This window comes from Lonepinella sp. MS14434, assembly GCF_042468235.1.
Lineage (GTDB): Bacteria > Pseudomonadota > Gammaproteobacteria > Enterobacterales > Pasteurellaceae > Lonepinella.
This window is the reverse complement of sequence record NZ_CP170386.1, coordinates 1,169,446-1,195,691: the sequence shown is the minus strand read 5'-3', so window position 1 is coordinate 1,195,691 and position 26,246 is coordinate 1,169,446. Positions and strand designations below refer to the sequence as shown.

General features: G+C 38.8%; 26 protein-coding genes, 8 tRNA genes and 1 other RNA gene. 28 read left to right on the top strand and 7 right to left on the bottom strand.

Annotated features, from left to right (window positions below):
* Positions 1-17: 17 nt before the first annotated feature.
* From mlaC to O1Q79_RS05615, 24 genes are all read left to right on the top strand, one after another.
* Entirely contained in the window at positions 18-647 is a 630-nt protein-coding gene (gene mlaC, locus O1Q79_RS05730) for a phospholipid-binding protein MlaC (RefSeq protein ID WP_386690768.1), read from the top strand.
* Positions 648-655: 8 nt separating this feature from the next.
* The gene (locus O1Q79_RS05725) at positions 656-1,003 is read left to right on the top strand and encodes a lipid asymmetry maintenance protein MlaB (RefSeq protein WP_386690765.1); all 348 of its coding nucleotides are present in this window, start codon (positions 656-658) and stop codon (positions 1,001-1,003) included.
* Positions 1,004-1,018: 15 nt separating this feature from the next.
* On the top strand, positions 1,019-1,276 hold the full coding sequence (locus tag O1Q79_RS05720; RefSeq protein ID WP_386690763.1) for a BolA family protein: 258 nt from the start codon (positions 1,019-1,021) through the stop codon (positions 1,274-1,276).
* A gap of 9 nt (positions 1,277-1,285) precedes the next feature.
* On the top strand, positions 1,286-2,560 hold the full coding sequence (murA, locus tag O1Q79_RS05715) for a UDP-N-acetylglucosamine 1-carboxyvinyltransferase (RefSeq protein ID WP_386690761.1): 1,275 nt from the start codon (positions 1,286-1,288) through the stop codon (positions 2,558-2,560).
* Between the two features lie 164 nt (positions 2,561-2,724).
* Positions 2,725-3,123, top strand: coding sequence for a tol-pal system-associated acyl-CoA thioesterase (gene ybgC / locus O1Q79_RS05710; protein ID WP_386690759.1), 399 nt, complete (start codon positions 2,725-2,727; stop codon positions 3,121-3,123).
* A 16-nt stretch (positions 3,124-3,139) separates the two neighbouring features.
* Positions 3,140-3,823 carry a protein TolQ gene (gene tolQ / locus O1Q79_RS05705; RefSeq protein WP_132301166.1) on the top strand — a complete coding sequence of 228 codons (684 nt, stop codon included), beginning with the start codon at positions 3,140-3,142 and terminating at the stop codon, positions 3,821-3,823.
* Positions 3,824-3,983: 160 nt separating this feature from the next.
* Positions 3,984-4,409 carry a colicin uptake protein TolR gene (tolR, locus tag O1Q79_RS05700; RefSeq protein ID WP_132301164.1) on the top strand — a complete coding sequence of 142 codons (426 nt, stop codon included), beginning with the start codon at positions 3,984-3,986 and terminating at the stop codon, positions 4,407-4,409.
* A 15-nt stretch (positions 4,410-4,424) separates the two neighbouring features.
* Positions 4,425-5,606, top strand: coding sequence for a cell envelope integrity protein TolA (tolA, locus tag O1Q79_RS05695; protein WP_386690755.1), 1,182 nt, complete (start codon positions 4,425-4,427; stop codon positions 5,604-5,606).
* 68 nt (positions 5,607-5,674) lie between these two features.
* On the top strand, positions 5,675-6,967 hold the full coding sequence (gene tolB, locus O1Q79_RS05690; RefSeq protein WP_386693355.1) for a Tol-Pal system beta propeller repeat protein TolB: 1,293 nt from the start codon (positions 5,675-5,677) through the stop codon (positions 6,965-6,967).
* Between the two features lie 23 nt (positions 6,968-6,990).
* Positions 6,991-7,446 carry a peptidoglycan-associated lipoprotein Pal gene (gene pal, locus O1Q79_RS05685; protein WP_386690753.1) on the top strand — a complete coding sequence of 152 codons (456 nt, stop codon included), beginning with the start codon at positions 6,991-6,993 and terminating at the stop codon, positions 7,444-7,446.
* Between the two features lie 212 nt (positions 7,447-7,658).
* Positions 7,659-7,734 (top strand) — tRNA-Lys (locus O1Q79_RS05680).
* Between the two features lie 51 nt (positions 7,735-7,785).
* Positions 7,786-7,861, top strand: a tRNA-Lys gene (locus O1Q79_RS05675).
* A gap of 51 nt (positions 7,862-7,912) precedes the next feature.
* Positions 7,913-7,988 (top strand) — tRNA-Lys (locus O1Q79_RS05670).
* Between the two features lie 52 nt (positions 7,989-8,040).
* Positions 8,041-8,116: transfer RNA gene (locus O1Q79_RS05665), tRNA-Lys, on the top strand.
* 148 nt (positions 8,117-8,264) lie between these two features.
* A complete protein-coding gene (locus tag O1Q79_RS05660; RefSeq protein ID WP_386690751.1) occupies positions 8,265-8,789 on the top strand; it encodes a prepilin-type N-terminal cleavage/methylation domain-containing protein in 525 nt (174 codons plus the stop codon).
* Positions 8,786-9,517: a hypothetical protein gene (locus tag O1Q79_RS05655; RefSeq protein WP_386690750.1), complete on the top strand. Its 732-nt coding sequence runs from the start codon at positions 8,786-8,788 to the stop codon at positions 9,515-9,517. Before O1Q79_RS05660 ends, O1Q79_RS05655 begins: the two co-directional genes overlap by 4 nt.
* 5 nt (positions 9,518-9,522) lie before the next feature.
* Positions 9,523-10,209: a DUF2572 family protein gene (locus O1Q79_RS05650; protein WP_386690747.1), complete on the top strand. Its 687-nt coding sequence runs from the start codon at positions 9,523-9,525 to the stop codon at positions 10,207-10,209.
* A 13-nt stretch (positions 10,210-10,222) separates the two neighbouring features.
* Positions 10,223-10,489, top strand: coding sequence for a DUF5374 domain-containing protein (locus O1Q79_RS05645; RefSeq protein WP_386690744.1), 267 nt, complete (start codon positions 10,223-10,225; stop codon positions 10,487-10,489).
* A 33-nt stretch (positions 10,490-10,522) separates the two neighbouring features.
* Positions 10,523-13,918 (top strand): exodeoxyribonuclease V subunit gamma, encoded by a 3,396-nt coding sequence (gene recC, locus O1Q79_RS05640; RefSeq protein WP_386690742.1) that lies wholly within the window; start codon positions 10,523-10,525, stop codon positions 13,916-13,918.
* 73 nt (positions 13,919-13,991) lie between these two features.
* A complete protein-coding gene (locus O1Q79_RS05635) occupies positions 13,992-15,212 on the top strand; it encodes an ROK family protein (protein WP_386689788.1) in 1,221 nt (406 codons plus the stop codon).
* Between the two features lie 139 nt (positions 15,213-15,351).
* Positions 15,352-15,428 (top strand) — tRNA-Met (locus O1Q79_RS05630).
* A gap of 21 nt (positions 15,429-15,449) precedes the next feature.
* Positions 15,450-15,532 (top strand) — tRNA-Leu (locus O1Q79_RS05625).
* A 27-nt stretch (positions 15,533-15,559) separates the two neighbouring features.
* A tRNA-Gln gene (locus tag O1Q79_RS05620) sits at positions 15,560-15,634 on the top strand.
* A 49-nt stretch (positions 15,635-15,683) separates the two neighbouring features.
* Positions 15,684-15,758: transfer RNA gene (locus O1Q79_RS05615), tRNA-Gln, on the top strand.
* Between the two features lie 139 nt (positions 15,759-15,897).
* Here O1Q79_RS05615 and birA read toward each other — a convergent pair.
* Positions 15,898-16,833 carry a bifunctional biotin--[acetyl-CoA-carboxylase] ligase/biotin operon repressor BirA gene (gene birA / locus O1Q79_RS05610; protein ID WP_386690740.1) on the bottom strand — a complete coding sequence of 312 codons (936 nt, stop codon included), beginning with the start codon at positions 16,831-16,833 and terminating at the stop codon, positions 15,898-15,900.
* A gap of 130 nt (positions 16,834-16,963) precedes the next feature.
* Here birA and guaB point away from each other — a divergent pair, with 130 nt between their 5' ends.
* From guaB to guaA, 3 genes are read left to right on the top strand one after another with little or no spacing between them, the layout of a single operon-like run.
* Positions 16,964-18,427 (top strand): IMP dehydrogenase, encoded by a 1,464-nt coding sequence (gene guaB, locus O1Q79_RS05605; RefSeq protein WP_386690738.1) that lies wholly within the window; start codon positions 16,964-16,966, stop codon positions 18,425-18,427.
* 47 nt (positions 18,428-18,474) lie between these two features.
* Positions 18,475-19,083 (top strand): hypothetical protein, encoded by a 609-nt coding sequence (locus O1Q79_RS05600; protein WP_386690736.1) that lies wholly within the window; start codon positions 18,475-18,477, stop codon positions 19,081-19,083.
* 38 nt (positions 19,084-19,121) lie between these two features.
* Positions 19,122-20,693 (top strand): glutamine-hydrolyzing GMP synthase, encoded by a 1,572-nt coding sequence (gene guaA / locus O1Q79_RS05595; protein ID WP_386690734.1) that lies wholly within the window; start codon positions 19,122-19,124, stop codon positions 20,691-20,693.
* A gap of 88 nt (positions 20,694-20,781) precedes the next feature.
* Here guaA and O1Q79_RS05590 read toward each other — a convergent pair whose 3' ends face one another.
* Complete coding sequence (locus O1Q79_RS05590; RefSeq protein WP_386687127.1) at positions 20,782-21,324, bottom strand: KdsC family phosphatase; 543 nt, start codon at positions 21,322-21,324, stop codon at positions 20,782-20,784.
* A gap of 13 nt (positions 21,325-21,337) precedes the next feature.
* On the bottom strand, positions 21,338-22,273 hold the full coding sequence (locus tag O1Q79_RS05585) for a KpsF/GutQ family sugar isomerase (RefSeq protein ID WP_386690732.1): 936 nt from the start codon (positions 22,271-22,273) through the stop codon (positions 21,338-21,340).
* Between the two features lie 123 nt (positions 22,274-22,396).
* Between O1Q79_RS05585 and rnpB the strand changes: the two genes are divergently transcribed.
* An RNA gene (gene rnpB, locus O1Q79_RS05580) (RNase P RNA component class A) lies at positions 22,397-22,784 on the top strand.
* A 62-nt stretch (positions 22,785-22,846) separates the two neighbouring features.
* Here the strand turns inward: rnpB and O1Q79_RS05575 are convergent.
* The 4 genes from O1Q79_RS05575 to O1Q79_RS05560 all read right to left on the bottom strand — a co-directional run bounded on the left by O1Q79_RS05575 (position 22,847) and on the right by O1Q79_RS05560 (position 26,245).
* Positions 22,847-24,028, bottom strand: a complete 1,182-nt coding sequence (locus O1Q79_RS05575) for an MFS transporter (RefSeq protein WP_386690729.1) — start codon at positions 24,026-24,028, stop codon at positions 22,847-22,849.
* 68 nt (positions 24,029-24,096) lie between these two features.
* Complete coding sequence (locus tag O1Q79_RS05570) at positions 24,097-24,576, bottom strand: hypothetical protein (protein ID WP_386690727.1); 480 nt, start codon at positions 24,574-24,576, stop codon at positions 24,097-24,099.
* A gap of 293 nt (positions 24,577-24,869) precedes the next feature.
* Positions 24,870-26,000, bottom strand: coding sequence for a molecular chaperone DnaJ (gene dnaJ / locus O1Q79_RS05565; RefSeq protein WP_386690725.1), 1,131 nt, complete (start codon positions 25,998-26,000; stop codon positions 24,870-24,872).
* 14 nt (positions 26,001-26,014) lie between these two features.
* Positions 26,015-26,245, bottom strand: a complete 231-nt coding sequence (locus O1Q79_RS05560) for a DUF2798 domain-containing protein (RefSeq protein ID WP_386690722.1) — start codon at positions 26,243-26,245, stop codon at positions 26,015-26,017.
* Position 26,246 lies beyond the last annotated feature (1 nt).

Genomic DNA, 26,246 nt, shown 5'->3' with positions numbered 1-26,246 from the left:
TTTTAATAGGAGTTTTTATGAAGATTCAAATTAAACAATGGTTATCAAAAATGGTTGTTGTGGCAACCGCACTTTTTGCTGTTCAAAGTGTAATGGCGGCAGAAGGTCCTTATGAATTAACTCAAAAAGCAGCAAATACTTTATTTGCTGATTTGAAAGCACAAAATCCTCAAATTAAAGCGGATCCAAATGTGTTAAAAAGTTTGGTACGTAAAGATTTAATGCCTTATGTGCATGTTAATTACGCTGGTTCTTTGGTGTTAGGTCAGTATTTTAGATCTACTACGCCAGAGCAACGTGAGAAATTCTTCTCTGCATTTGATCAGTTTATTGAACAAGCTTATGCGCAGGCTTTAACGCTATACACCGGTCAGGAAGCACAAGTGCAACCGGCGCAAATGAATGGTGATAGTCAAGCGAGTGTAAAAGTAAAATTAATGCAAAGCCAACCAGTAAATTTAACGTTCCAGTGGCGTAAAAATAGTAAATCTGGTCAATGGCAAGTTTATGATATGTCTGCTGAAGGTGTGAGTATGGTGGAAACTAAAAAACAAGAGTGGAGTAACATTTTACGTAAAGACGGTATTGATGCGTTAACTGCTCAAGTATTAAAAGCGGCCGCTGTGCCAGTCACCATTAAGAAATAATATTCAATATGCAAGCTGAAAAACTAACATGGTCGGCAGTGCAAAATGATGATAAAATAACGCTCCGATTAATCGGAGAGTTATCTCGTGATACGTTGTTACCGTTATGGCAACAACGTTTAACTTTTTTATCAGAAAAGCAAATTGCCGATAAAGATATTTTATGGGATCTGGCACAAATCAAGCGTATAGATAGTGCTGGATTTGCGTTATTATGTGATTTGATTGCTTATTGTAAAAAAATTAAAGCATCTGAACATAAAATAGTCTTAACAAATATACCAAAGCAATTATTAACTTTGGCTGATTTATTTAATTTGAACGATTGGTTAACGCCTTTTATTTTAAAAAATTAACTTTATTGAGAAATTATGGAACCGAAAAAAATTGAAGAGATTTTGAAAGAAAAACTCAATCTTTCAGAAATTTATGCTCAAGGCGAAAATGCCCATTTTGGCGTAATTGTGGTGAATGATGAAATTGCTGCATTATCTCGTGTAAAACAACAACAGACGATTTATGCACCATTAATGGAATATTTTACTACAGGCGAAATCCATGCATTAACTATTAAAACCTATAGCGTGGAAAAATGGAAACGTGATCGCCTATTACACTCAATGAATTAAGGAAATGTTATGCAAAAATTTCGTGTTTATGGTCAATCGCGTCTTACTGGAACGGTACAAATTTCAGGGGCAAAAAATGCGGCATTACCTATACTTTTTGCTGCAATTCTTGCGGAACAGCCAGTTAAATTAAAAAATGTACCGGAATTAAAAGATGTAGATACAACCTTTAAAATTTTGCATAAATTAGGTGTGAATGTTGAACGTGATGCGGATAAAACGGTATTAATTGATGCGAGCCATATCAATCATTATGTGGCACCTTATGAACTGGTCAAAACCATGCGTGCATCTATTTGGGCGTTAGCGCCATTGTTAGCTCGTTTCCACGAGGGGCAGGTTTCTTTACCCGGTGGTTGTACTATCGGGGCAAGACCGGTCGATATGCATATTGCGGGTCTTGAGAAAATGGGGGCTCACATTGAACTCGACGAAGGTTATGTGAAAGCAACGGTTAATGGACGTTTATCTGGTGCGAAAATTTATATGGATAAGGTCAGTGTCGGTGCGACTTTATCAGTGATGATGGCAGCTACCTTAGCCAAAGGTACCACGATTATTGAAAATGCGGCTCGTGAGCCGGAAGTGGTGGATACTGGTGTTTTTTTAAATAAGATGGGTGCTAATATTTCAGGCTTAGGTTCTGACACTATCACTATTGAAGGTGTTGAACGTTTAACTGGTTGTGAGCATAGTATTGTGCCGGATCGTATTGAAACCGGTACATTCCTTGTGGCTGCCGCAGTTTCGGGAGGGCGTATTAAATGTCTCGGTACCAAGGCGGATACCCTTGATGCGGTAATTGAAAAATTACGTGAATCGGGTATGCAAGTAGATGTGACTGAGGATACGATTACCTTGGATAGTTTAGGTCAGCGTCCAAAAGCAGTGAACATTCGTACTATGCCACATCCGGGTTTTCCAACGGATATGCAAGCTCAGTTTACTTTATTAAATGCGGTAGCAGAAGGCACTAGTAAAATCACAGAAACCATCTTTGAAAACCGTTTTATGCATGTACCTGAATTAGTTCGTATGGGAGCTAAAGGAGAAATTGAAGGAAATACAGCTTTAATTCAAGGGGTAGAATATCTTTCCGGGGCGCAAGTGATGGCAACAGATTTGCGAGCATCCGTTAGTTTAGTGTTAGCAGGTTGTATTGCATCTGGTGAAACCATCGTGGATCGTATTTATCATATTGATCGTGGTTACGAACATATTGAAGAAAAGTTATCTGCCCTTGGAGCGAAAATCGAACGTTTTTCTGAGCGTTCAGAAGAATAGTAAGCAGATATTATTTTAATTAATTTTTTAAATTTTGAGTGCAGTAGAAAAAGAATCACATTTTCTACCGCACTTTTGGTGTTATTGCTTGCTTATCATTATTGAAAGCTCTAAAATACGCCAGTTTTTTGTACTAAGATTTATCGAACAAGGATTTTATTATCATGCAAAATTTCCAATTTCCCGTTCGTGTTTATTACGAAGATACAGATGCTGGTGGAGTCGTGTATCATGCACGTTATCTCCATTTTTATGAGCGAGCAAGAACAGAATTTTTACGTTCACTTCATTTTTCACAGCAAAATTTATTAGCAGAGCAAGGTATTGCTTTTGTCGTGAAATCAATGTCGATTGATTACCATATCCCAGCTAAACTGGATGATTCGTTGATAGTCGAAACCACTGTTGAACAAATGAAAGGGGCAACAATTTTTTTCTCACAATGCCTGAAACGAGAAAATAAAATATTAAGCGTGGCTACTGTTAAGGTAGCCTGTGTTGATCTAGGCAAAATGAAACCTGTGGCACTTCCAACGGAAGTTAAAGCCGCATTTAGTGAATAATTTTCGGAGCTATGCAATGACTGCTGAATTGAACTTTTTGGATTTATTTCTAAAGGCGAGTATCGTCGTTCAACTTGTAATTTTAATTTTAATCACGTTCTCCATTGTATCATGGGCAATTATTATTCAACGTAGTCGCATACTAACTAAAGCGTTGAAAGATTCCATGGCATTTGAAGATCGTTTTTGGTCAGGTGAAGATTTAACCCGATTATATGATGGGTTAGAAAATCGTCGTGACATGGCTATGACGGGCAGTGAACAGATTTTTTATGCGGGATTTAAAGAATTTACACGTTTAAAACAGGTTAATGCAGATGCCCCAGAAGCCATTATGATGGGGACGACTCGAGCTATGAACTTGGCAATGAATCGTGAAATTGAAGACCTGGAAACTCGCGTTCCTTTCCTTGCTACAGTGGCGTCTGTCAGTCCTTATATCGGTTTATTCGGTACGGTTTGGGGGATTATGCACGCTTTTATGGCATTGAGTGGCGCGAAACAAGCGACCTTACAAATGGTCGCACCGGGTATTGCAGAAGCCTTGATTGCCACTGCGATCGGTTTATTTGCAGCGATTCCGGCTGTAATGGCATATAACCGTTTAAGCTTACGTGTTAATAGATTAGAGCAAAATTATGGTAACTTTATTGATGAATTTACCACGATTTTACAACGTCAAGTGTTTGCTAAAAACTAATAAGTAAGTATTTTTACACCGCACTTTATATGGTTAAACATCAATTCTGGTGTAAAAATTGCCGAAGCAATTTTCAATGTTGCTTGCCGCAACAGGGGCGAAAAGCCCACAACAATCCGCAAGGACTGTAAGTGATTTTAGTGATATTTTAGAGGTATATATGGCTTACCGCCGTCGTAGAGAGAAAAGTATTAAATCTGAAATTAACATTGTACCATTTTTGGATGTATTATTAGTTTTGGTATTAATTTTTATGGCAACTGCACCAATTATTAGCCAAAGTGTGCAAGTAGATTTACCTGATGCCGTAGAAAGTCAATCGGTATCTAATGAAGATAAGGTTCCAGTGATTTTAGAAGTGGCAGGTATTGGACAATATGCAATTTCTATTGCTGGTGAACGTTCCGAAGGTCTGACCGAAGAAATGGTCACGCAAATGACTAAACAGGAATTTGAAAAAGATCCAAATACGATGTTTTTAGTCGGTGGAGCAAGTGATGTACCTTATGAAGAAGTAATTAAGGCGTTGAATTTACTTCATTTAGCCGGAATTAAATCCGTTGGTTTAATGACTGATCCCATTTAAGCAGTAGGATAGATTGTGAGAAATAATCGACAAAAGAAACAAACAAATGCATTACTGATTTCGGTAGTTTTACATGGCATTCTGTTCGGTTTGTTAATTTTGAGTTCACTGGTGTATCATCCTCTTGAAGTGATGGGAGGAGGCGAAGGTGAGGGCGATATGATGGGGGCTGTCATGGTGGATACCGGTTCGGCGGCACAAGAATGGGGACGGATTCAACAACAGAAAAAAGGTCAGGCAGAAAAGACGAAGAAAGAACCTGAAGAGGTTATTGAAAAAACAGAGCCAAAGCCGACGGTTGATGAGCAAAAACTTGAACAACAAAAACTGGAACAACAACGTCAAAAACAACTTGAACAGCAAAAGGCGAAACAAGAAGCTGAAGCTAAAGCTAAACAAGAGGCTTTAGAAAAAGCCAAACAAGAGGCTGAAGCGAAAGCTAAACAAGAAGCTGAGGCGGCAAAATTAAAAGCAGAGGCAGAAGCTAAACGCTTAGCCGCGGTGGCTAAACAAGCGGAACAAGAAGCAAAAGCTAAAGCTGAGCAGGAAAGAATAGCGAAAGAGAAAGCTTTACAAGCTGAGAAAGCCAAAGCAGAGAAAGAAGCGAAAGAAAAAGCAGAAAAAGATGCCAAAGCTAAAGCTGAGAGAGACGCGAAAGAAAAAGCGGAACAAGAAGCAAAAGCTAAAGCCGAGAGAGAAGCGAAAGAAAAAGCGGAAAAAGATGCCAAAGCTAAAGCAGAGAGAGAAGCGAGAGAAAAAGCAGAAAAAGATGCTAAAGCCAAGGCAGATGCCAAAGCTAAACAAGCTGCTTTAGATGACTTTTTAAATGGTGGTGATGTTGGCGGTGGTAGTGCATCAAATGGTGGTAATGCCAACAAAGGGGGTAGTCAGGGTTCTGGTGCCGCTATGGGGGCTGGAGATGGTGGCAAAGTAGGTGATCAATATGCTGGTGTGATTAAAAAAGAAATTAAACGCCGTTTTATTAAAGATCCAAGTTTTGCTGGAAAAGTATGTAGTATTAGAATTCAATTAGCTCGAGATGGTGCAATTTTAGGTTATCAACGCGTTTCAGGACCTGATGATATTTGTGCCGCAGCGTTGAGTGCAGTCGCTAGAACGAAAAAAGTACCAGCTGCACCGAGTGATGAAATTTATAATAAATATAAAAACCCGATTATTGACTTTGATCTAAAATAGTTGATTTTGATTTGGAATAATCGTTTTTAGGAAAGTAATCTCAATAAACATTAACCATAGGTGGTATGATGAAATTAATAGCTCGTATTTTGGCTGTCATTGCCGTATTATTTTTTACAATAAGCACGGTTCAAGCGGATGACGAAGTTCGTATCGTGATTGATGAAGGTGTAGAGGGGGCAAGACCGATTGCAGTCGTACCGTTTAAAACCAACGGTTCAGTTCCAGAAGATATTGCAAAAATTATCTCTGATGATTTACGCAATAGTGGTAAATTTAATCCTATTGCTGTTAGCCAAATGCCACAACAACCGGGTTCAGCTTCTGAAGTCACTCCTGATGCATGGGCATCATTAGGTGTTGATGCGATTGTGGTTGGACAAGTAACGACCATTGGTGGTGGTTATAATATCGCTTATCAGTTAGTGGATACTATTGGTGCATCGGGGTCTGCTGGGGCAGTATTAGCACAAAATTCATTCACTGTAACGGCAAAATTTATCCGTTTTGGTGCTCACACTGTTAGTGACGAAGTATTTGAAAAGATTACTACCATTAAAGGTGCATTTAGAACGCGTATTGCGTATGTGGTACAAAAAAATGCTGGTTCACAACCTTATGAAGTGCGTGTAGCAGATTATGACGGTTATAACCAATTTGTGGTAAATCGTAGTTCACAACCGATAATGTCACCAGCTTGGTCACCAGATGGTAAGCGTTTAGCTTATGTTTCGTTTGAAAATAAAAAATCACAGCTTGTGGTTCAGGATTTAGGTTCTGGTGCCAGAAAAGTGGTGGCTTCATTCCCCGGACACAATGGAGCCCCAGCATTCTCGCCGGACGGTAGTCGTTTAGCCTTTGCATCAAATCAAGATGGTCAGCTAAATATTTATGTGATGGGTTCGAATGGTGGGCAAGCTACTAAATTGACGAGCGGAGCAGGCAATAATACAGAGCCTAGCTGGACTCCAGATGGACGTATTTTGTTTACCTCCGATAGAGGCGGTTCGCCTCAAGTTTACTCAATGAGTGCTTCCGGTGGCGGTGCCTCATTAGTAGGTTCAGGTGGCAAAAGTTATAGCGGACAAGTTAGTTCTGACGGCAAAACTATGGTAATGATTTCAGGCGATCATGTGATTAAACAAGACCTTATGACAGGAAAAATTGATACCTTAAGTTCAACTTTTCTTGATGAAAGTCCAAGTATTTCACCAAATGGAATTATGATTATTTATAGCTCTACCCAAGGATTAGGAAAGGTGCTACAATTAGTATCTGCAGACGGACGCTTTAAAGCACGCTTGCCAGGAAGTGACGGACAAGTGAAATTTCCTGCTTGGTCACCATATTTAACAAAGTAAAAACTCTAAGGAGAAAATATTAAATGAAATTAGCAAAATTATTGTTAGTTGCCCCAGTATTAGCATTAGCTGCTTGTAGTTCATCAAACAACGATGCTAGTGGTATGGACGGTGCAAACGCTCAAACATTTGGCGGTTTATCTGTTCAAGACTTACAAACTCGTTACAACACAGTTTACTTTGCATTTGACAGTTATGCAATTGAAGGTGAATACTCACAATTGTTAGATGCTCACGCACAATACTTAAACGCTACTCCAGCAGCAAAAGTATTAGTAGCTGGTCATGCTGACGAACGTGGTACTCCAGAGTACAACATCGCATTAGGTCAACGTCGTGCAGATGCAGTAAAATCTTTCTTAGCAGCGAAAGGTGCTAACAATGTATCAACTGTTTCTTACGGTGAAGAAAAACCTGCAGTAGCTGGTCACGATGAGTCTGCATACAGTAAGAACCGTCGTGCAGTATTAGAATACTAATTTTAAGTATTTTATTGATTTAATGGAACAGGTTTCAGTTTATGAAACCTGTTTTCTTTTTTTGAGTCTATGAACGTACGAGACAAAATTGTCCTGAATTGATGAGTATTCGTGCAAATAACTCAAAAAATGAAAATAACTATTGATTATTAAATTTAAATACGTAATATATGCACTCGTTGCTTGACGTAGTTCGTTATAGCACGATAAGTGGGCCGTTAGCTCAGGCGGTAGAGCAGCGGACTTTTAATCCGTTTGTCGAAGGTTCGAATCCTTCACGGCCCACCACTTAATTAGATCTTTCCAGTTTGCTTTAAAGTTAGAAGTAAGGCAAAAAATGGGCCGTTAGCTCAGGCGGTAGAGCAGCGGACTTTTAATCCGTTTGTCGAAGGTTCGAATCCTTCACGGCCCACCACTTAATTAGATTTTCCCAGTTTACTTTAAAGCTAAAAGTAAGATACAAAAGGGGTCGTTAGCTCAGGCGGTAGAGCAGCGGACTTTTAATCCGTTTGTCGAAGGTTCGAATCCTTCACGACCCACCACTTAATTAAATAATATTGATTTTTTAAAGCTAAAAATAATATCATCCGAAATGGGTTGTTAGCTCAGTTGGTAGAGCAGCGGACTCTTAATCCGTTAGTCAAGGGTTCGAGTCCCTTACGACCCACCACTAATATTCTTCTTAATGTATATACATTATTTTTATTCAGTGAGCTGATCTACTTATATTAATTTTGTGATCTCCATTCCAAAATCCTTTTAATTTTATTGTTATCTATAGGCTTTCTTTTAAACTGCGGTTAAAAAAGAGAAAGTTTATGAAAAGTGGTTTTACCTTATTTGAAATGCTTATTGTTTTGCTGATTATTAGCATCATATCTTTAATTAGCATGCCGGCATGGCAAAGTGATAGTCAACGAATTTTAGCCAAAGAACAACACCGTTTATATCTATTCTTACGCCAAATTCAAGCCAGAGTAGAAAATTCTACTCAAATCTGGTATCTCATTCTCAATCGAGATATTGGTCAGCAACGCTGGTGTGTCACCGCTCAAATTAAGTCAGATACGACTTGCGATTGCTTTAATCCCAGTTTTTGTCCTGATAACCTTTCGGCTCAGTTTTATTATCCTTTTAGTTCACAAAAAACCATGATTACTGCTAAAGCCTATTATCCACAAAAATTAATCAGTTTTAATGGCACGAGAAATTCGTCAGATTCAGGCTGTTTTATGTTGCAAAATTCGCAATCTCGTACCTTATTTTCTTTTTCTAACTTAGGACGAATCCGTTTGAAAAGTGATCAAGCAGAGAATGCCTGCAATTCTGGAGTGGAAGAATGACAAGATTTTATAAAGGGCAAAGTTTATTAGGCTTAATGCTAAGTTTAGCTTTATCCTCATTTTTGTTATTTGTCATTATTCAATTTTATGCTTATGCACAACGACAAAATCAACATATTTTATTGCAACTGCAATTACAAACGGAATTACAACGAGTTTTGCACACTATGGCAAAAGATCTACGCCGTGCTGGTTTTCGGGCGTTATCTGCGAAAGTCACTCAGGAAAATTTTTCGTTATTTGAATTAGATGAGAAAGGTACAAGTCTAGCTATTTATCCTGTGTCAGGCGAAAGTGCGGTGGAAAATAATTGTGTTTTGTTTTTTTATGATTTAGACGCTAATGGGTGTTTAGGATCTACTGCTAAACAATGTGCCAAAGATGAGCAAAATGCTACTTCAGAAGTAGGGCGAGAATTATTTGGCTATCGACAAAATGGCTTTATTTTAGAGAGCCGAACGTATGGTAATAAAGCGAATACTAAATGTAAAGAAGCAGAATGCCAAAGTTATTTACAACAAAATGCTTGTCAGGATTTAGGTTGGACGAAAATGTTAGATGAAGATAATTATGAGATTACTAAATTACAATTAAACTGGTTGGATAATAGTAGGCAATACAAAGGATTGAGCCTTTATTTAGCGGGTCGATTAAAACAATATCCGAATGTTCAATATGAAAGTTCAGTGATTATTCCATTGCTTAATCAACCACAGGTAAATGAATAGTGCCAATGAAAAAATCAATGAAAATGCACCGCGGTTTTGTGACGATTAGCTTACTCATATTGCTCTCAAGTCTGTTGTTAATTGTATTGTTATTTGATGATGATAGCTTCCGTTTACATTCAACCATTGCAATGCAAAGACAACGCTATATTCAGCAACATATCAGTTTGCAGAAACAATTTCAGCAACAACAATCAGATCTTTGTAAAAACCTAGATTTAAGTCTAACGGGAAATTTTGCAACGGCATCTATTACGTCCCCGAATAGTGATGAACATCAGCAGTTTATCTGGTGCCAACGTCAAGTTTTATTTAAAAAATCGCCTAGCAAAAATCTCAATGAGGGGCAATTTGATGATTTTGTTGATAAACAGGCTTTTGCCTTATTTCAAGCTAAGGCGATCCAGAACGTCAATTATTTCCCTACAGATAAAGGCAATTACTTGTTTTGGTTCGATCAAGCAAAGACTGAATGGCAGATTAACGGCAATTTAAATGGTATTGTGATTGCTACAGGGGATTTGCATATTTCTGGCAAGGGCAAAATCACTGGTTCAGTGATTACACAAGGGACATTTTCGAAAGAGGACAATGTAACGCTAACTTATAAAAAAACCGTGGTAACTGAAATAGTGCAATCTTATAGTCAATGGCAAAACGTAGAGAAAACTTGGTATGATTTTATTCCCTAAATTCAAGCAAGGAATGGGGCTTGTAACCTTATTAGTGGCGTTGAGCCTATTTAGTGGTATTTTTCTTGCTATTAATCAATGGGCGAATATTCAACGCAAAACAGCAAGTGAAATTTATCAACGTTATCAAGCGATTCAAATAGCGGAAAATCAACAGCAACGACAATTTTTAGGATTAAATTGTGAAAGTGGAGTAGAGCAAAATCAACTGAAATTCTCCATTAATTGCATTGGGGATAAGGTAAAAGTGCGGTATATTTTGGGGGAAATTAGTTTATAATGATGGCAGATTAATTGAGCCTGTGGAGCTATTATGTTTAAAATTTATCATTCTAATGATCTTGATGTTCAAAAAGATATTTTGTGTGAATTGCTTAAACTTGATCCACTTGATGATCCTTTCGAATCCGAAACTATTTTAGTGCAAAGCCCAGGTATGGCTCAATGGTTGCAATTACAATTAGCCAGTAAACAAGGTATTTCAGCGAATTTTCATTTTCCTATGCCCGCCAGTTTTATTTGGCAGCAATATGTGGATAACTTGCCGAATGTATCGGAACAAAGTCAATTTAGCAAAGAGGTAATGACGTGGCGATTGATGCGTTTGATTAAGCAAACAGATTTTCGTCCCATTTTGGATTACCTGCATTATTCTTCTCAATCTGAGCAACAAAAGTTATATCAACTGGCTCGCAAAATTGCTGATTTGTTCGACCAATATTTAGTTTATCGTCCCCAGTGGATTTCTGCTTGGGAACAAGATCAACCACAGATCATTATTGATGAAATTGTGAGTCAACAGAAACAAATAGACAGTAATTTTAAGCAACGGATTGAGCAAGATGTGGCGTGGCAAGGGAAACTTTGGCGAGCATTAATTGCGGAGGTGGCTCATAAAGATCATTCTATACAGCACCGAGCTAATTTACATAACGAATATTTACAACTCAGCCATTATAATAATTTACCGAAACGCTTATTTATTTTTGGCATTTCTGCGTTACCAAAAACCTATTTAGAAACCCTGTCTGCCATGGCGGAACATTGTGATGTGCATTTATTTTTTAATAACCCAAGTCAATATTATTGGGGCGATATTGTAGATCCCATTTTTGCCCAAAAACGGGCATTGAAAATACTGACCGAACGCAAAACGGGCGAACAAAAATCCTTTTTTAAATCAACCCAACTGAATGATTATTTAGCTAATAAACAAGAAATAACCACAGAAGATGAACATTTATCTATTGGTAATCCACTATTAGCAACATGGGGTAAATTAGGGCGAGATTTTTTCTATTTGTTAAGTCAATTAGATAGCCAAGAAATTCAAGCAAATACCGAATTAACAAGGGATAATCATTTACTGACGCAAATTCAACGCAAGATTTTGCATTTAACACCTAGTGAAGCTGGTTCATTACATTTTGATGCAGCAGATCCGTCCATTTCTTTTCATGCTTGCCATAGTCCTATGCGAGAAGTGGAAGTGTTACACGATTATTTATTGCAATGTTTTACAGATGACAACACTTTAACGCCGAAAGATATTGTGGTGATGGTGGCGGATATTGATCGCTATGCTCCCTATATTCAAGCGGTATTTGGACAGTATCAACAGAAAATAAAGGATTCTCAAGGGCATTGGGACTATGATAAACGCTATATTCCATTTTCTATTTCTGATCAAACCTTGTCAGAAAGTGATGTATTGTTAGCGACTTTCTTGAATTTGCTACGCTTAAAAGAAAGTCAATTTAGTGCGGAAGATGTACTGGCATTGCTTGATATTCCTGCGATTCGCCATCGTTTTGGCATAACACTGAATGATCTGGAAAATTTACGTTATTGGGTTAAAGAAAGTGGTATTCGTTTTGGACTTGATAAACAAAGTTCACAAGGACAAAATTTTAACGCATGGCAAGCGGGTGTAGAACGAATGTTGCTTGGTTTTGCACTGCGTGAAGAAAATGGTATCTGGCAACAAGATCAACTTGGTTTTGATAATAGCTATGGGCTGAACAGTCGTCTAGTTGGGGCATTAGCGAGCTTTATTGAACAACTTAGCTGGTGGCATGATACATTATCTCAAAGCCATGCTATCACCGAATGGGAAGTTAAGTTAACGGAACTATTAAAGCAATTTTTCAACCCTGAACCACATACGGTAGAAATGTTACGCTATATTGAAAATGGTATTCAACAGGTGAGTTTATTATTACAGGCCTTACATTTTGATGAATTACTGACAGCGGAAGTGGTCGCTGATGTGTTAACTGAAAAATTAAATGAACAAGCTAACAGTCTAAAATTTTTAGTCGGTAAAGTTAGTTTCTGTACTTTATTACCGATGCGATCAATTCCGTTTAAAGTGGTATGCTTGTTAGGCATGAATGAACAGGATTATCCACGCAATCAACTGCCGAATAGTTTCGATTTAATGCAATATCATCGTCAAAAAGGCGATCGTTTTCGGCGTGATGATGATCGTTATTTATTCCTTGAAGCCTTGTTGTCTGCACAAGAACGGCTTTATATCAGTTATGTGGGGCAGTCAATTATTGATAATCGTCCGCTACAACCTTCTGTATTAGTAAATCAGTTATTAGATTATCTTGCTGAAAATCTGGATTATGATTGTCAATCGAAAGAAAACGACAAGCCTTTAGTGTATTATCATGCCATGACCGCTTGGAGTGCTAAAAACTTTAGTGAAAAGCACCGCACTTTTGCTAAAGAATGGGCAAATATTGCCAATGCGAAGCAAGTTCCAGCGGATTTTGTACAAGCACAATCGGTTGAGGATAAACCAGAAAATAGCCTAATTCAAATTAATTGTGAACAGTTAATTAACTTTGTCAAAAATCCAGTACAATTTTTCTTTGAAAAAAGATTAGATGTTTATTTTAGAGAGAATGATGAGCAAATTATCGATACGGAAAATTTTGCTTTAGATGGGTTAACCCTGTATCAAATTCAGCAAGATTTGTTAATGGAAAAGGATCTTGATGTAGTAGATTATTTTGCTCAACTCAAGGTGAAAGGTATGTTGCCACGTGGTGAATTTGCTCATATTTATCAACATCAAGTGCGGTCGGAAATTGAACAGTTTCGTGAAGTATTAAGTGCTTATCAGGGGCAATCAGCACAAACGCAATATGTAGATTTAACCTTTGATATTGAAGGAAAAGTAGTCCAGTTAACTGGCTATATCAATCAATTATTATCAACAGAAAATGGCTTGCAACGTGTGCAATGGACAGCAGCGAAACATAAAGACAGTTATATGATTGAAAATTGGCTTTATTGGTTAATGCAGTTAGCTTGTAACGGTGAGAATCAGGTATTTCCGCCACTTTTTTATGGCAAAGATCAGAACAAAAATTTGGTTGGTAAAACCTTTGTTATTGAGTCAGACTTTGATCCTTTGGCATTGTTGAAAGTGTATATTTCGGCGTATTTGACCAGTGAACAACAAGCCATTTTGGCAGTAACTAAAGATATTGCGGGTTATTTAAAAGCAGAAAGTAATCAGGCTAAATGTCAGCATATTGAAAATATTGCTCAAGGTGATACTCATAATAAAGCAGATATTTATTGGCAACGGATACTTAAACAGACGGCAGATTTACCTCATTATTTAGAAGAAATTGATAAAAATACTAGAAACTGGTTTGACACCATGATTAATTCGGTAAAATCACGCTAAACTGCGGTTAATTTTTACCAATTTTTCAGGTAGAATAACATAAATTTTATAGCGTAAAATAAGGATAAGTCGGATGCGAATTAATCAAATTGTCAATGTGGATTTGGTTAAACAGATGAATAGTGCAGCGGTGTATAAATTAATCGATCAACAAGCACCGATTTCTCGTATTCAAATTTCAGAATTAAGTCAGCTTGCTCCAGCCAGTGTGACTAAAATTACTCGTGCTTTATTGGCTCGTGGTTTGATTAAAGAAGTGGAACAGCAAGAATCCACAGGTGGTCGCCGTGCTACCTCGATTGTGGCAGAACAAAAAGCATTTCGTACTTTACTGATTCATCTGGGGCGAGAAGAAATCGTGTTAGCCATGATGGATCTATCCGCTAAGTTGCTAAAATACCAACATTTTGATCTGCCTGATGTACGAAATTTAACCCAATTAGAAGATTTTTTATTTGAGCAATTAGATAAATTTATTGCGGATAATGCCAATAAATCGAGCGAACTGATTGCGATTGGTATTACTGTCGCTGGCTTTGTGAATGGTAAAAATAATCTGATTGAAAATCTACCGCACTTTGAGCTAACCGAGCCTTGGGATCTGGTGCAACGGCTTGAACAACGCTTTAATTTACCGAGTTATATCGGGCAAGATGTGCGAAGTTTAGCATTAGCCGAGCATTATTTTGGTGTGACGAAAGATTGTTATGATTCCTTGTTGTTACGTATTCATCGGGGAGTGGGTGCAGGGATTGTGATTAATCATGAAGTGTTTCAAGGCTATCGCAATAATGTCGGTGAAATCGGGCATATTCAGGTGGATCCGCTTGGCAAGCGTTGTTTGTGTGGCAATGTCGGTTGCTTGGAAACCGTGGTGAGCAATGATGCTATTGAAAATAAAATGCAACAGATGCTAGAAGACGGTTATCAAAGTAAATGGTTGTCTTTAGAAAGTCACGATATTGAAGCCATTTGTAAAGCCAGTAACAAACATGATGCGGTAGCAACAGAATTAATTGAACATGTTGGCGTACAAATTGGGCGAGTGTTGGCAATGTCGGTGAATATGTTTAACCCTGAAAAAATCGTGATTTCAGGGGAAATTACCCAAGCGAAAAATACGTTATTTGCTGCCATTCATAAAACGCTAGAAAGTCACGCATTACCTGCTTTTGTAAAAAATACCCCGTTAGTGGTGTCGGAATTGCATAATGAAGATGTGATTGGTGCATTTGCTTTGGTAAAAAGGGCATTGTTAGACGGTAGTTTGTTGCAGCATCTTTTGGTAGAATAGGGAAGTATTTGGGAGCGATTTGTTTAAGTCTTATTCGAATAAACGGAAATTTTAACATTATCAGGAAAAAACAGTTGACGAACTAGGGCTAAATTAGCATAATACGCACCGCAACGCTGATTACGGTGACGCAAAATATGGCTACATAGCTCAGTCGGTTAGAGCACAACACTCATAATGTTGGGGTCGCAAGTTCGAATCTCGCTGTAGCCACCATTTAAAAGTGGTCCATATATTGCGGAAGTGGCGAAATTGGTAGACGCACCAGATTTAGGTTCTGGCGCCTGTGCGTGTGGGTTCAAGTCCCTCCTTCCGCACCATTTTCAGTTTGCAAATCTTTTAGTAGGTGGGGTATCGCCAAGCGGTAAGGCACTGGGTTTTGATCTCAGCATTCCTAGGTTCGAATCCTAGTACCCCAGCCATACTATCAACATACTAATCAATATCTTTTCAAGATAAGATAATCTTAATTGGGGTATCGCCAAGCGGTAAGGCACTGGGTTTTGATCTCAGCATCCCTAGGTTCGAATCCTAGTACCCCAGCCATATTTATTTTCTCTCTTTGCACTTGCGTACAAGGTTAAGCATGTTATCGCTACTCCGTAGCTTGTGTTCTATTCTATATTCCAAAGATGCGGAGCATCGTCACATGCTTAACCCCGTACGAGAGTACGGGGAAATGGCACTATTTTCTCCGCAACGACACTTCTCCACCATTAAAGGTTAATAATTCACCACTATTGGTTAATAATTTTAAATATCCATGTTCATCAATGCCTTGCTCCGTTCCTGAAATCACTTGTTTTTCTGTGATGATATTTACCGTTTCACCGAAATAAGCATCAACTTCTTGCCATTTTTGCTGAAATTCAGCATTTATTCCCACTTGTTCGAATGTTTCTAGTTCTTGATAAATCTGTTGGATTAAAGCGATCAACAACAAAGTGCGGTCTATTTTTGGTAAAATTTCGGTTAAATTCGCCCAGCTTTGGTCAATTTGTTGGTTATCTTTGGGAATATCAATGTTTAACCCAATCCCCACAACTAAATTAAGTTGACCATTCTCGGTATGAGCAATTTCAATTAAAATCCCCGCTAGTTTTCTTCCTTTTAACAAAATATCATTTGGCCATTTCAGCATGATGTCTGAACCGCCTAATTTTATTAAGGCATGATTAATTGCCATTGCTACGACAGAACTTAAACCATCAATAGGCTTTCTCGCATCGACTTGCCAAATAAAACTAAACATTAACTGACTAGCAAAAGGTGAAATCCATTGCCGTCCACGTCGCCCACGTCCTGCGGTTTGGCTTTCAGCAGTGCAGATGTCGCCTTTGTTTAGGCGTTTGATATTTTCGAGTAAAAATTGATTGGTTGAATGAATAATTGGGCGATAAAACACTTGATTCGGCAAAGTATCACGCAATTTTTCAGGGTTTAATAATGCGGTTTGAGGTAATAACTTTACTTCACCCAAAGTGGTATCAATGTGAATACCTTGCTGTTGTAATTGTTGAATTTGAGCCAGTAATTCATTGGCATTACAGCCTAAAAGTGCGGTTAATTTTTCAAAACAATAAGGTTGACCGTCAGCCAGTTTTTCTAATAAATCGTACATAAATTTCCTTTTCAATCATTCCTTAAAAAAAGCGGGATTTTTCACAAAAATTCGTTCACAAGATAAGGTTAAACCTGTATAATGCGTTCGCAATATTTTATAGCATACACTTAAAAGAGAGAATATTGCAATGTTACGAATTAAGCAAGAAGCCTTGACTTTTGATGACGTTTTACTCGTCCCAGCCCATTCCACCGTGTTACCTAACACCGCTGATTTATCCACTCAACTGACTAAAACCATTCGCCTAAATATCCCGATGCTTTCTGCTGCAATGGATACAGTAACGGAAACCAGATTAGCGATTTCCTTGGCACAAGAGGGAGGAATCGGCTTCATTCACAAAAATATGTCTATTGAACGCCAAGCAGAACGTGTGCGTAAAGTGAAAAAATTTGAAAGCGGTATTGTGTCAGAACCTGTTTGTGTACAACCTGATATGACTTTGGCACAATTAGCAGAAATTACAAAAAAAAATGGATTTGCAAGTTTTCCTGTGGTGGATAATGCAGACAACTTAGTAGGGATTATCACAGGTCGTGATGTGCGTTTTGTATCTGATCATAGCAAAACCATTGCAGAATTTATGACCCCAAAAGAGCGTTTAGTGACCGTCAAAGAGAATGCAAAACGTGAAGAAATTTTTGGTTTAATGCACGAGCATCGGGTAGAAAAAGTATTGGTGTTAGATGCCAATGATAAATTAAAAGGTATGATTACCTTAAAAGATTACCAAAAAGCAGAAAATACGCCAAATGCGTGTAAAGATGAGTTTGGTCGTTTACGTGTGGGTGCTGCAGTCGGGGCAGGAGCTGGTAACGAAGATCGTGTTGAAGCACTAGTCCGAGCAGGTGTTGATGTGTTGTTAATCGACTCTTCACATGGACATTCCGAGGGCGTATTACAACGTGTACGTGAAACTCGAGCAAAATATCCTAATTTACCGATTATCGCAGGCAATGTAGCAACTGCAGAGGGCGCGATAGCCTTAGCTGATGCAGGTGCGAGTGCGGTGAAAGTTGGGATTGGACCTGGTTCTATTTGTACTACTCGAATTGTAACAGGTGTTGGTGTACCACAAATTACCGCCATTGCGGAAGCCGCTGCCGCTTTGGCAGATCGTGGCATTCCTGTGATTGCCGATGGTGGTATCCGTTTTTCGGGCGACATTGCCAAAGCCATTGCTGCTGGGGCAAATTGCGTAATGGTTGGCTCAATGTTCGCTGGCACAGAAGAAGCTCCAGGGGAAATTGAGCTTTATCAAGGGCGTTCCTTTAAATCTTATCGCGGTATGGGTTCCTTAGGTGCCATGGCAAAAGGTTCATCAGATCGCTATTTCCAATCAGATAACGCCGCCGATAAATTAGTACCAGAGGGCATTGAGGGACGTATTCCATACAAAGGCTTACTTAAAGAAATCGTGCATCAACAAATGGGTGGATTACGTTCTTGTATGGGCTTAACAGGTTCTGCCACGATTGAAGATTTACGCACCAAAGCCCAATTTGTACGGATTAGCGGTGCGGGAATTAAAGAAAGTCATGTGCATGATGTGACGATTACTAAGGAAGCACCGAATTACAGAATGGGTTAATTTATTAGGGACAATATTGCCCCTTTTAGGGTAGTAGGAAATAAAGTATGGAAAATAATTATCAGCTAATAAGAACGGTGGTATTAGAATTTCTTCTATTTGCTTGTATTGCTTCGATTCCTTTTTTGGCTTTATATATAGATCTTTTTTACTTGGAAAATATGGTTGAGGAAGAATCTGTTGTTGAATATACACAATCTTTTTGTTTAATAATGATGATAATATTCTTTTTTAGAGTAGCTATTAAAATAAAAGAAAAAAGATCAGGATTTATTTTAATTACAGGTTTTTTACTATGTATGTTTATTAGAGAACAAGATAATTTATTCGATAACCTATTTTTTCATGGTTCTTGGTTCTATTTTGTTTTACCTGTGGTTGTGATTTGTATTTTATATGCGTTAAGAAATTCTAATTCAATTATTCCAGGATTAAAATCCTTTATAATGAGTAAAGAATACAGTGTATTTTTACTTGGGTTAGTTATTATATTAATTACATCTAGATTATTAGGTATGGGACGTATTTGGGAATATGTATTGGGTTTGGGATATGTGAGAACAGCAAAACATATTATTGAAGAATGTTCTGAATTATTCGGATACTGTTTCATGTTATTTTCAGTATTTAGATTTACATGTAAATTCAAGAAATAAACGACATTTAAATATTATTTAATAAAAAGAGAAATTAGATGAACAACATTCACCAACATAAAATTTTAATTTTAGATTTCGGTTCACAGTATACTCAATTAATTGCACGCCGTGTGCGTGAAATTGGGGTATATTGCGAACTTTGGGCGTGGGATGTGACGGAACAGCAGATCCGTGAATTTAACCCAACCGGGATTATTCTTTCAGGTGGTCCTGAAAGTACCACCGAACAAAACAGCCCAAGAGCGCCAGAATATGTGTTTAGTGCTGGTGTACCTGTATTGGGGATTTGTTACGGTATGCAAACCATGGCAATGCAGTTAGGTGGATTAACGGAAAATTCTGATCACCGTGAATTTGGTTATGCTCAAGTGGATTTACAAGCTAATTGCCAGCTTTTCGCGCAATTAAATGATGATGTGAATGCAACTCAAGCGAAATTAGATGTGTGGATGAGTCACGGCGATAAAGTGACCCATTTACCTAATAACTTCCAAGTCACAGGCACCACACCAACTTGCCCAATTGCAGCAATGTCCGATGAAAGCCGCCGATTCTACGGCGTGCAGTTCCACCCCGAAGTAACACATACCAAAAGCGGTTTGGCGTTATTAACCAATTTTGTCGTCAATATTTGTGGTAGTGAAACTAAATGGACAGCGGAAAATATTATTGAAGATGCAGTCGCTCGGATTAAAGCCCAAGTAGGCGATGATGAAGTCATTTTAGGCTTGTCTGGTGGTGTAGATTCTTCCGTTACTGCCTTGTTATTACACCGAGCCATTGGCAAAAAATTACATTGCGTTTTTGTGGACAACGGCTTGTTACGTCTTAACGAAGGCGATCAAGTCATGGAAATGTTCGGTGATAAATTCGGCTTAAACATTATCCGTGTCAATGCAGAAGATCGTTTCTTAGCTGCCTTAAAAGGTGAAAATGATCCCGAAGCTAAACGTAAAATTATTGGTAAAGTGTTTGTCGATGTATTTGATGAAGAATCCCACAAACAAACCAACGTTAAATGGTTGGCACAAGGCACCATTTATCCTGATGTGATTGAATCTGCGGGAGCCAAAACAGGTAAAGCTCATGTGATTAAATCTCATCACAATGTGGGTGGCTTGCCTGATTATATGAAACTCGGTTTAGTGGAACCGTTACGTGAATTATTCAAAGACGAAGTACGTAAAATCGGCTTAGCCTTGGGGTTACCAGCGGAAATGTTGAATCGTCACCCGTTCCCCGGTCCGGGATTAGGCGTGCGTGTGTTAGGTGAAATCAAAAAAGAATACTGCGATTTGCTGCGTAAAGCGGATGCGATTTTTATCGAGGAGCTTTATAATTCAGGTTGGTATTACAAAGTGAGCCAAGCATTTACCGTCTTTTTACCAGTGAAATCTGTCGGTGTAATGGGTGATGGACGTAAGTATGACTGGGTGGTTTCACTACGAGCGGTAGAAACTATCGACTTTATGACTGCACATTGGGCACATTTGCCGTATGAGTTATTAGGTAAAGTCTCCAATCGTATTATTAATGAAGTGAGCGGTATTTCAAGGGTGGTGTATGATGTAAGTGGAAAACCACCAGCCACCATAGAATGGGAATAACACAATAATATTTGATCTACACCCTAAAAATGATATTAACTTCACATAAGGTGTAGATCAAAATACAATATTTTGTGTTTTCTTTAAGTTATTGAGCCATATTTTGTACAGATTTCAAAAAGCCTTTTGCCGTAGCATAAATATCCGTTTTACCTTGAGCCTTTAAAATCAGATCAGACATTTCACGAAATGCCCCTTTGCCACCACCTAGGGTGAGTACATAATCGGCATTTTCTTTTACATAATCAGCTGAATCAGCGACCGCAAAAGATAAACCACAGACTGCAAAAGCGGGTAGATCTACGCTGTCATCTCCAATATAAGCGGTTTGTTCAGGGCTAACATTGGCTTGTCGCATTAATTCAAAGCAGGCGGTTTCTTTTTCTAATTTACCTAGAATAGACAATGTAATGCCAAGATCTGCCATACGCTTTTGTAAAATCGGAGAAGAACGTCCAGATAATACGGCTACTTGAATCCCTTGTTCTATCAACATACGAATGCCTAAACCATCACGCACATGGAAACTTTTAATGGCTTCGCCGTTAGCATCATAATGTAATAATCCATCCGTGAGTACACCATCAATATCTGTGATCACTAATTTGATTTTTTGTAATTTATCTAGCATGTTTAACCCTGTTTTAACTTGAAAATTCCACTAAGCCAACGACTTCATTTTGATCATTAACAACCACCAAAGAGTGAATTTTTTTCTCTTTCATAAAGGTTTCGGCAGTTGTTAAGAATTCATCTTGATGAATAGTTTTCGGATTTCTGGTCATTAAATCTTGAGCGGTTTTACTTAGTGTGGCTACACCATTAGAGGTTAATGCACGGCGAATATCGCCATCCGTAATAATGCCTTGTAATCTATTATTATCCATGACTAAAGCAACCCCCATTCGACCTTCGTTCATAATTGTCAAACAATCGGTAAAGCTGGTCGATAGTAGGGTAATCGGTAAGCGAGTTTGCATTTGATCTTTCACGCGGCAAAGTAAACGGCGACCTAATGAACCACCAGGATGGAACTTGGCAAAGTCTATTGGTTTAAAATCACGAGCATAGATTAATGCGACTGTTAGCGCATCCCCTAAAGCTAAAGTAACTAAAGCCGAAGTTGTTGGAGCAAGGTTATTCGGGCAAGCCTCACGTTCAATGGTAATGTCTAATACATAATCAGCGTGTTTGCCTAAGGTTGAATCTTTGTTACTGGTCAATGCAATGATTTTATTACCGAAATTTTTTAAACTGGGAATGAGTTTATTGACTTCGTCACTTTCACCGCTATAAGAAATAAGAATTACCACATCAAGGGGCTTTAACATACCTAAGTCACCATGAAAGGCTTCGGTTGGGTGTAAAAAAAAGCTTGGTGTACCCGTTGAGGCGAAACTGGCAACAATTTTTTGCCCAATAAGTCCAGATTTGCCTACGCCACTAATCGCAATACGACCTTTACATTTTAGAATTAATTCCACCACCTCATTAAAGGTATTATCAAGAGTTTGACTTAATTTGTCTAAAGCCAGCTCCGCCATACTAATGGTTTCACGAGCATAATGTAGATGATTCATTTTCTGTCCCCACAAAAAAAGTGCGGTAAAAAAACGATACGATTCTTTACCCAAAATTGTGATGTCTATTTTAACGTAAGTTTTGATTTCACTCTAGCAAAAATTCCGCTATACTACGAACCCTGAGTTGATCAGACAATCGCTGGTTTATTGAAGCCCTAAAGTGTTCGTCAGAACGATCTAGTGGGACAAATAGACGAGAGGAAAGTCCGAGCTACACAGGGCAGAGTGCTAGGTAACGCCTAGGGGGAGCGATCCCACGACCAGTGCAACAGAGAGCAGACCGCCGTTTTGGCAACAGAGCGGTAAGGGTGAAAGGGTGCGGTAAGAGCGCACCGCGTAATTGGCAACAATTTACGGCAAGGTAAACTCCACTCGTAGCAAGACCAAATAGGAACTCAATGGGTGTGCCCGCTCAGAGTTCGGGTAGGTTGCTTGAGCGTGCGTGCGAACGTACGCCTAGAGGAATGATTGTCCACGACAGAACTCGGCTTATCGATCAACTCAAGTTATTTTGGTAAAGCCCCCATTTTCCCTGTTGTTTTATTTGGGTTGGGGTGATTGGGGGCAAAATTACCCCACTGTTTTCACCTTTATCAAACACACCGCCCCAATCGCAATCATCAAAAACGACACATAAAACACCGTACTATAATGCCAAAATTGAGCTAACCAACCTGCGATCGGACCAGCAACCACCCAGCTTAATTTAGCGGCATTGCTGAATAACGTGGTTGCAGCCCCTGCTTGACGTGGCATTAAATCTTGAAAATACACCATACCTAGCGTAGCAATAATGCCTATAAATATGGCATTAAAAAATTGTAGTAAGACTAATTGCCACGTATTTTGGAAAAGTAACAAGCCAAGATAAAATAACAATCCAGCACCAAGTGCGGTGAAAATTAAGGCTTTTTTACTGAAGTATTTGGTTAAATATCCCCCTAATAACATAATTGGGATTTCCAATCCTGCCGCCGTTCCCATTAACGTTCCTGCTAATTCTGCTGATAAGTGCAATTCATTAATTACATATAATGGCATATTAATTAAATACATACCGTTACAGTTAAAAATCATAAAGACGGTGACAAATAGATAAATAACACTTTTACGGTTATTAACAGGGGCTTGTAATAGAGTATTTTGCTCCGTTTTTTTATGAGGCACTTTCGGCAATAATGTAATGGCAATTATTCCACAAAATAAAAAGGCTAATGCTGCAATAGAATACATCCAATCAAAGCCCCAATTTAATGCAATGCTAAAGGAAAGTGGCGGTCCGACAATCCATGCGAGTGAAATTTGGGTTCGCATAATGGTGGAAAACATTACGGTTTCTTTGCCCGTGCTGTCGGCATATTCACGAGCCAAGGCAAAAGATTGTGGATTGGCGGAGGATCCCAAACCGAGTAGGGTTGTACCAAACAATACCAACCAAAGATAATCACGACTAAAAGCAAATACTAAACAACCGCCAATAGCCAATGTACAACAAAACAGCATTACTTTGCGGCGGTCGTCCATTTTATCCGAATATTTTGCCAGTATTTGGCTTAATCCAATCCCAATAATGGCATTGATGGCGTAAAAATAACCGACCATCGCAGGCGAAACTTGAATTTCTTGCGACAAAAACAGGCTCAATGTCGGCAATTGGAAAGAGGAAGCAATACCTGTCAAAAAGGCAATTAGCAAAAATGCAAATGCCACCAAATTGGCAGGTTTTTCAATGTGAGTGGTTGGGGTGAGCATAAAGATCTCTGAAAAAAGAAAAAGTGCAGTAGATTTTACCGCACTTGGGGGACTTTTATAAGATTATTTTACCGTTTTTGTTTCCACACCGCCAAACAAGACACTGCACCATTAAACCCTAAACAAATACCCGTGCTGATACCGATAAACAGGATAAAATGTTGATTATCCATTAATGGGTGTTGAATGGTTCTTACCACGGTTTCAAAGTAGCGAGAAAGGAAAATAAACAGATAGATGATTAAAGGGAGAACGCTACCTTGTTGTTGCCATTTACCTTGGGTGATTGGTGTGATGGTTTGCCATTGCTTGCTGAGTTGAGCCAAAATTGCCCCAAGAATCAACCCACTAAGAAAGGCAAAGGTCGCAAGTTCATAATGGTGATTTTGACTGATATTGATGATAATTAAGGGAAAAAAGATAATGAGGGCAATAAATAATTGAAAGGTTCTAATTTGTCGTGGTCGAAGTTGGTGTAAGCCGAGTAAGGTGAGTATCACAAGAATGAGCCACGCCCAAATTGGGGTATGTTTGATAATTTCCATCATAATTTTCCTTTTGTTGAATGGAAAATGGATAAATTATTTTATGCCTGTTTTTAGACGTAATGCAATATCTATTGGGATAAAAATTCTGACAAAATCCCCCGCACTTGCGTACGGGGTTAATGATAGTGGCGATGCTCTGCATCTAAAGGAACAGCCACGGAGTGGCGTAACTATGCCTAACCCTGTACGCTAGTGCAGGGTCGTTGAAATAAAGGGGAATAAAGAGCAAAATCCCCGTACTTGCGTACGGGGTTAATGATAGTGGCGATGCTCCGCATCTTATTTGGATAGCACTATTTCCCCAAATTATCAAAAAACTTTTTCACGCCGTCAAAAAAGCTAGAATGTTTCGGGCGTTGAGTGGATTGACCGTCTAGGCTTTCTTCTAATTTACGCAACAATTCTTTTTGTTCTTCATTGAGTGAAACAGGGGTTTCAATAATGATTTTGCAGATTAAATCGCCTGCGTAACCGCTTCGCATTGCTTTAATACCTTTGCCACGCATACGGAACATTTTGCCTGTTTGGGTGCCTTCTGGGATTTTTAATTTTGCCCGACCTTCAAGAGTTGGGACTTCAATTTCACCACCCAATGCAGCTTGAGTAAAGCTAATTGGTACTTCACAATACAGATTATTGCCGTCACGTTCGAAAATTGGGTGATCTTGTACATGAATAACCACATAGAGATCGCCTGCTGGAGCACCATGTTCACCTGCTGCCCCTTTACCTGCCAAGCGTAATTGATTGCCAGTGTCCACCCCAGCAGGGATTTTAACAGAAAGACTTTCAGTTTTATGTACCCGACCATCACCGTGACATTTTTTACAAGGTTTTTCAATTTTCTTACCTGTACCATGACAATGTGGGCAAGCGGTTTCAGTCACAAAGAAACCTTGTTGACGGCGAACTCGACCTTGTCCGTGGCAGGTTGGACAGGTTTCTACCTTGGAGCCTTTTTCTGCACCCGTGCCATCACATTGATCACAATGTACTAGGGTACGAATTTGAATATCTTTGGTGATACCTCGAACCGCTTCTTCAAGGGTAATTTCAATGTCGTAGCGTAAATCATCACCACGTACCACACGTTGACGACTTGCACCCCCGCCGAACATTTCGCTGAAAATGTCTTCAAATCCACCAAAACCACCAAAGCCACCGCCAAATCCGCCAGCACCGCCACCAAATCCACCTTGTTCAAAAGCAGCGTGACCATATTGATCGTAGGCAGCCCGTTTTTCTTTGTCATTTAAGATTTCGTATGCTTCGTTAATTTCTTTAAATTTTTCTTCGCTGTCTTTATCGCCCTTGGTTCTATCTGGGTGATATTTCATCGCTAGGCGTTTATAGGCACGTTTGATTTCTTTCTCATCCGCACCTTTTTGAATACCTAGTACTTCGTAATAATCTCGTTTTGCCATAATTTTTTGCTCAGTTAATCAGTAAATTTAATTTTATGCACCCATTGGGCAATCACTGGTTGTAAAAACCAAATGGTTGGAAATGCCACACAAAATGCGGTAAACCAGTTTTTACCCCAAATCAATAAAAAGTCAGGTGTAATACCGATATTCACGATGGTCATTCCAAGTGAAATAAAACAAGAATAAATAAATACCGACACCGTAACCATAATGGGGCGAAACCATCTTCTTTTAATTGCCATT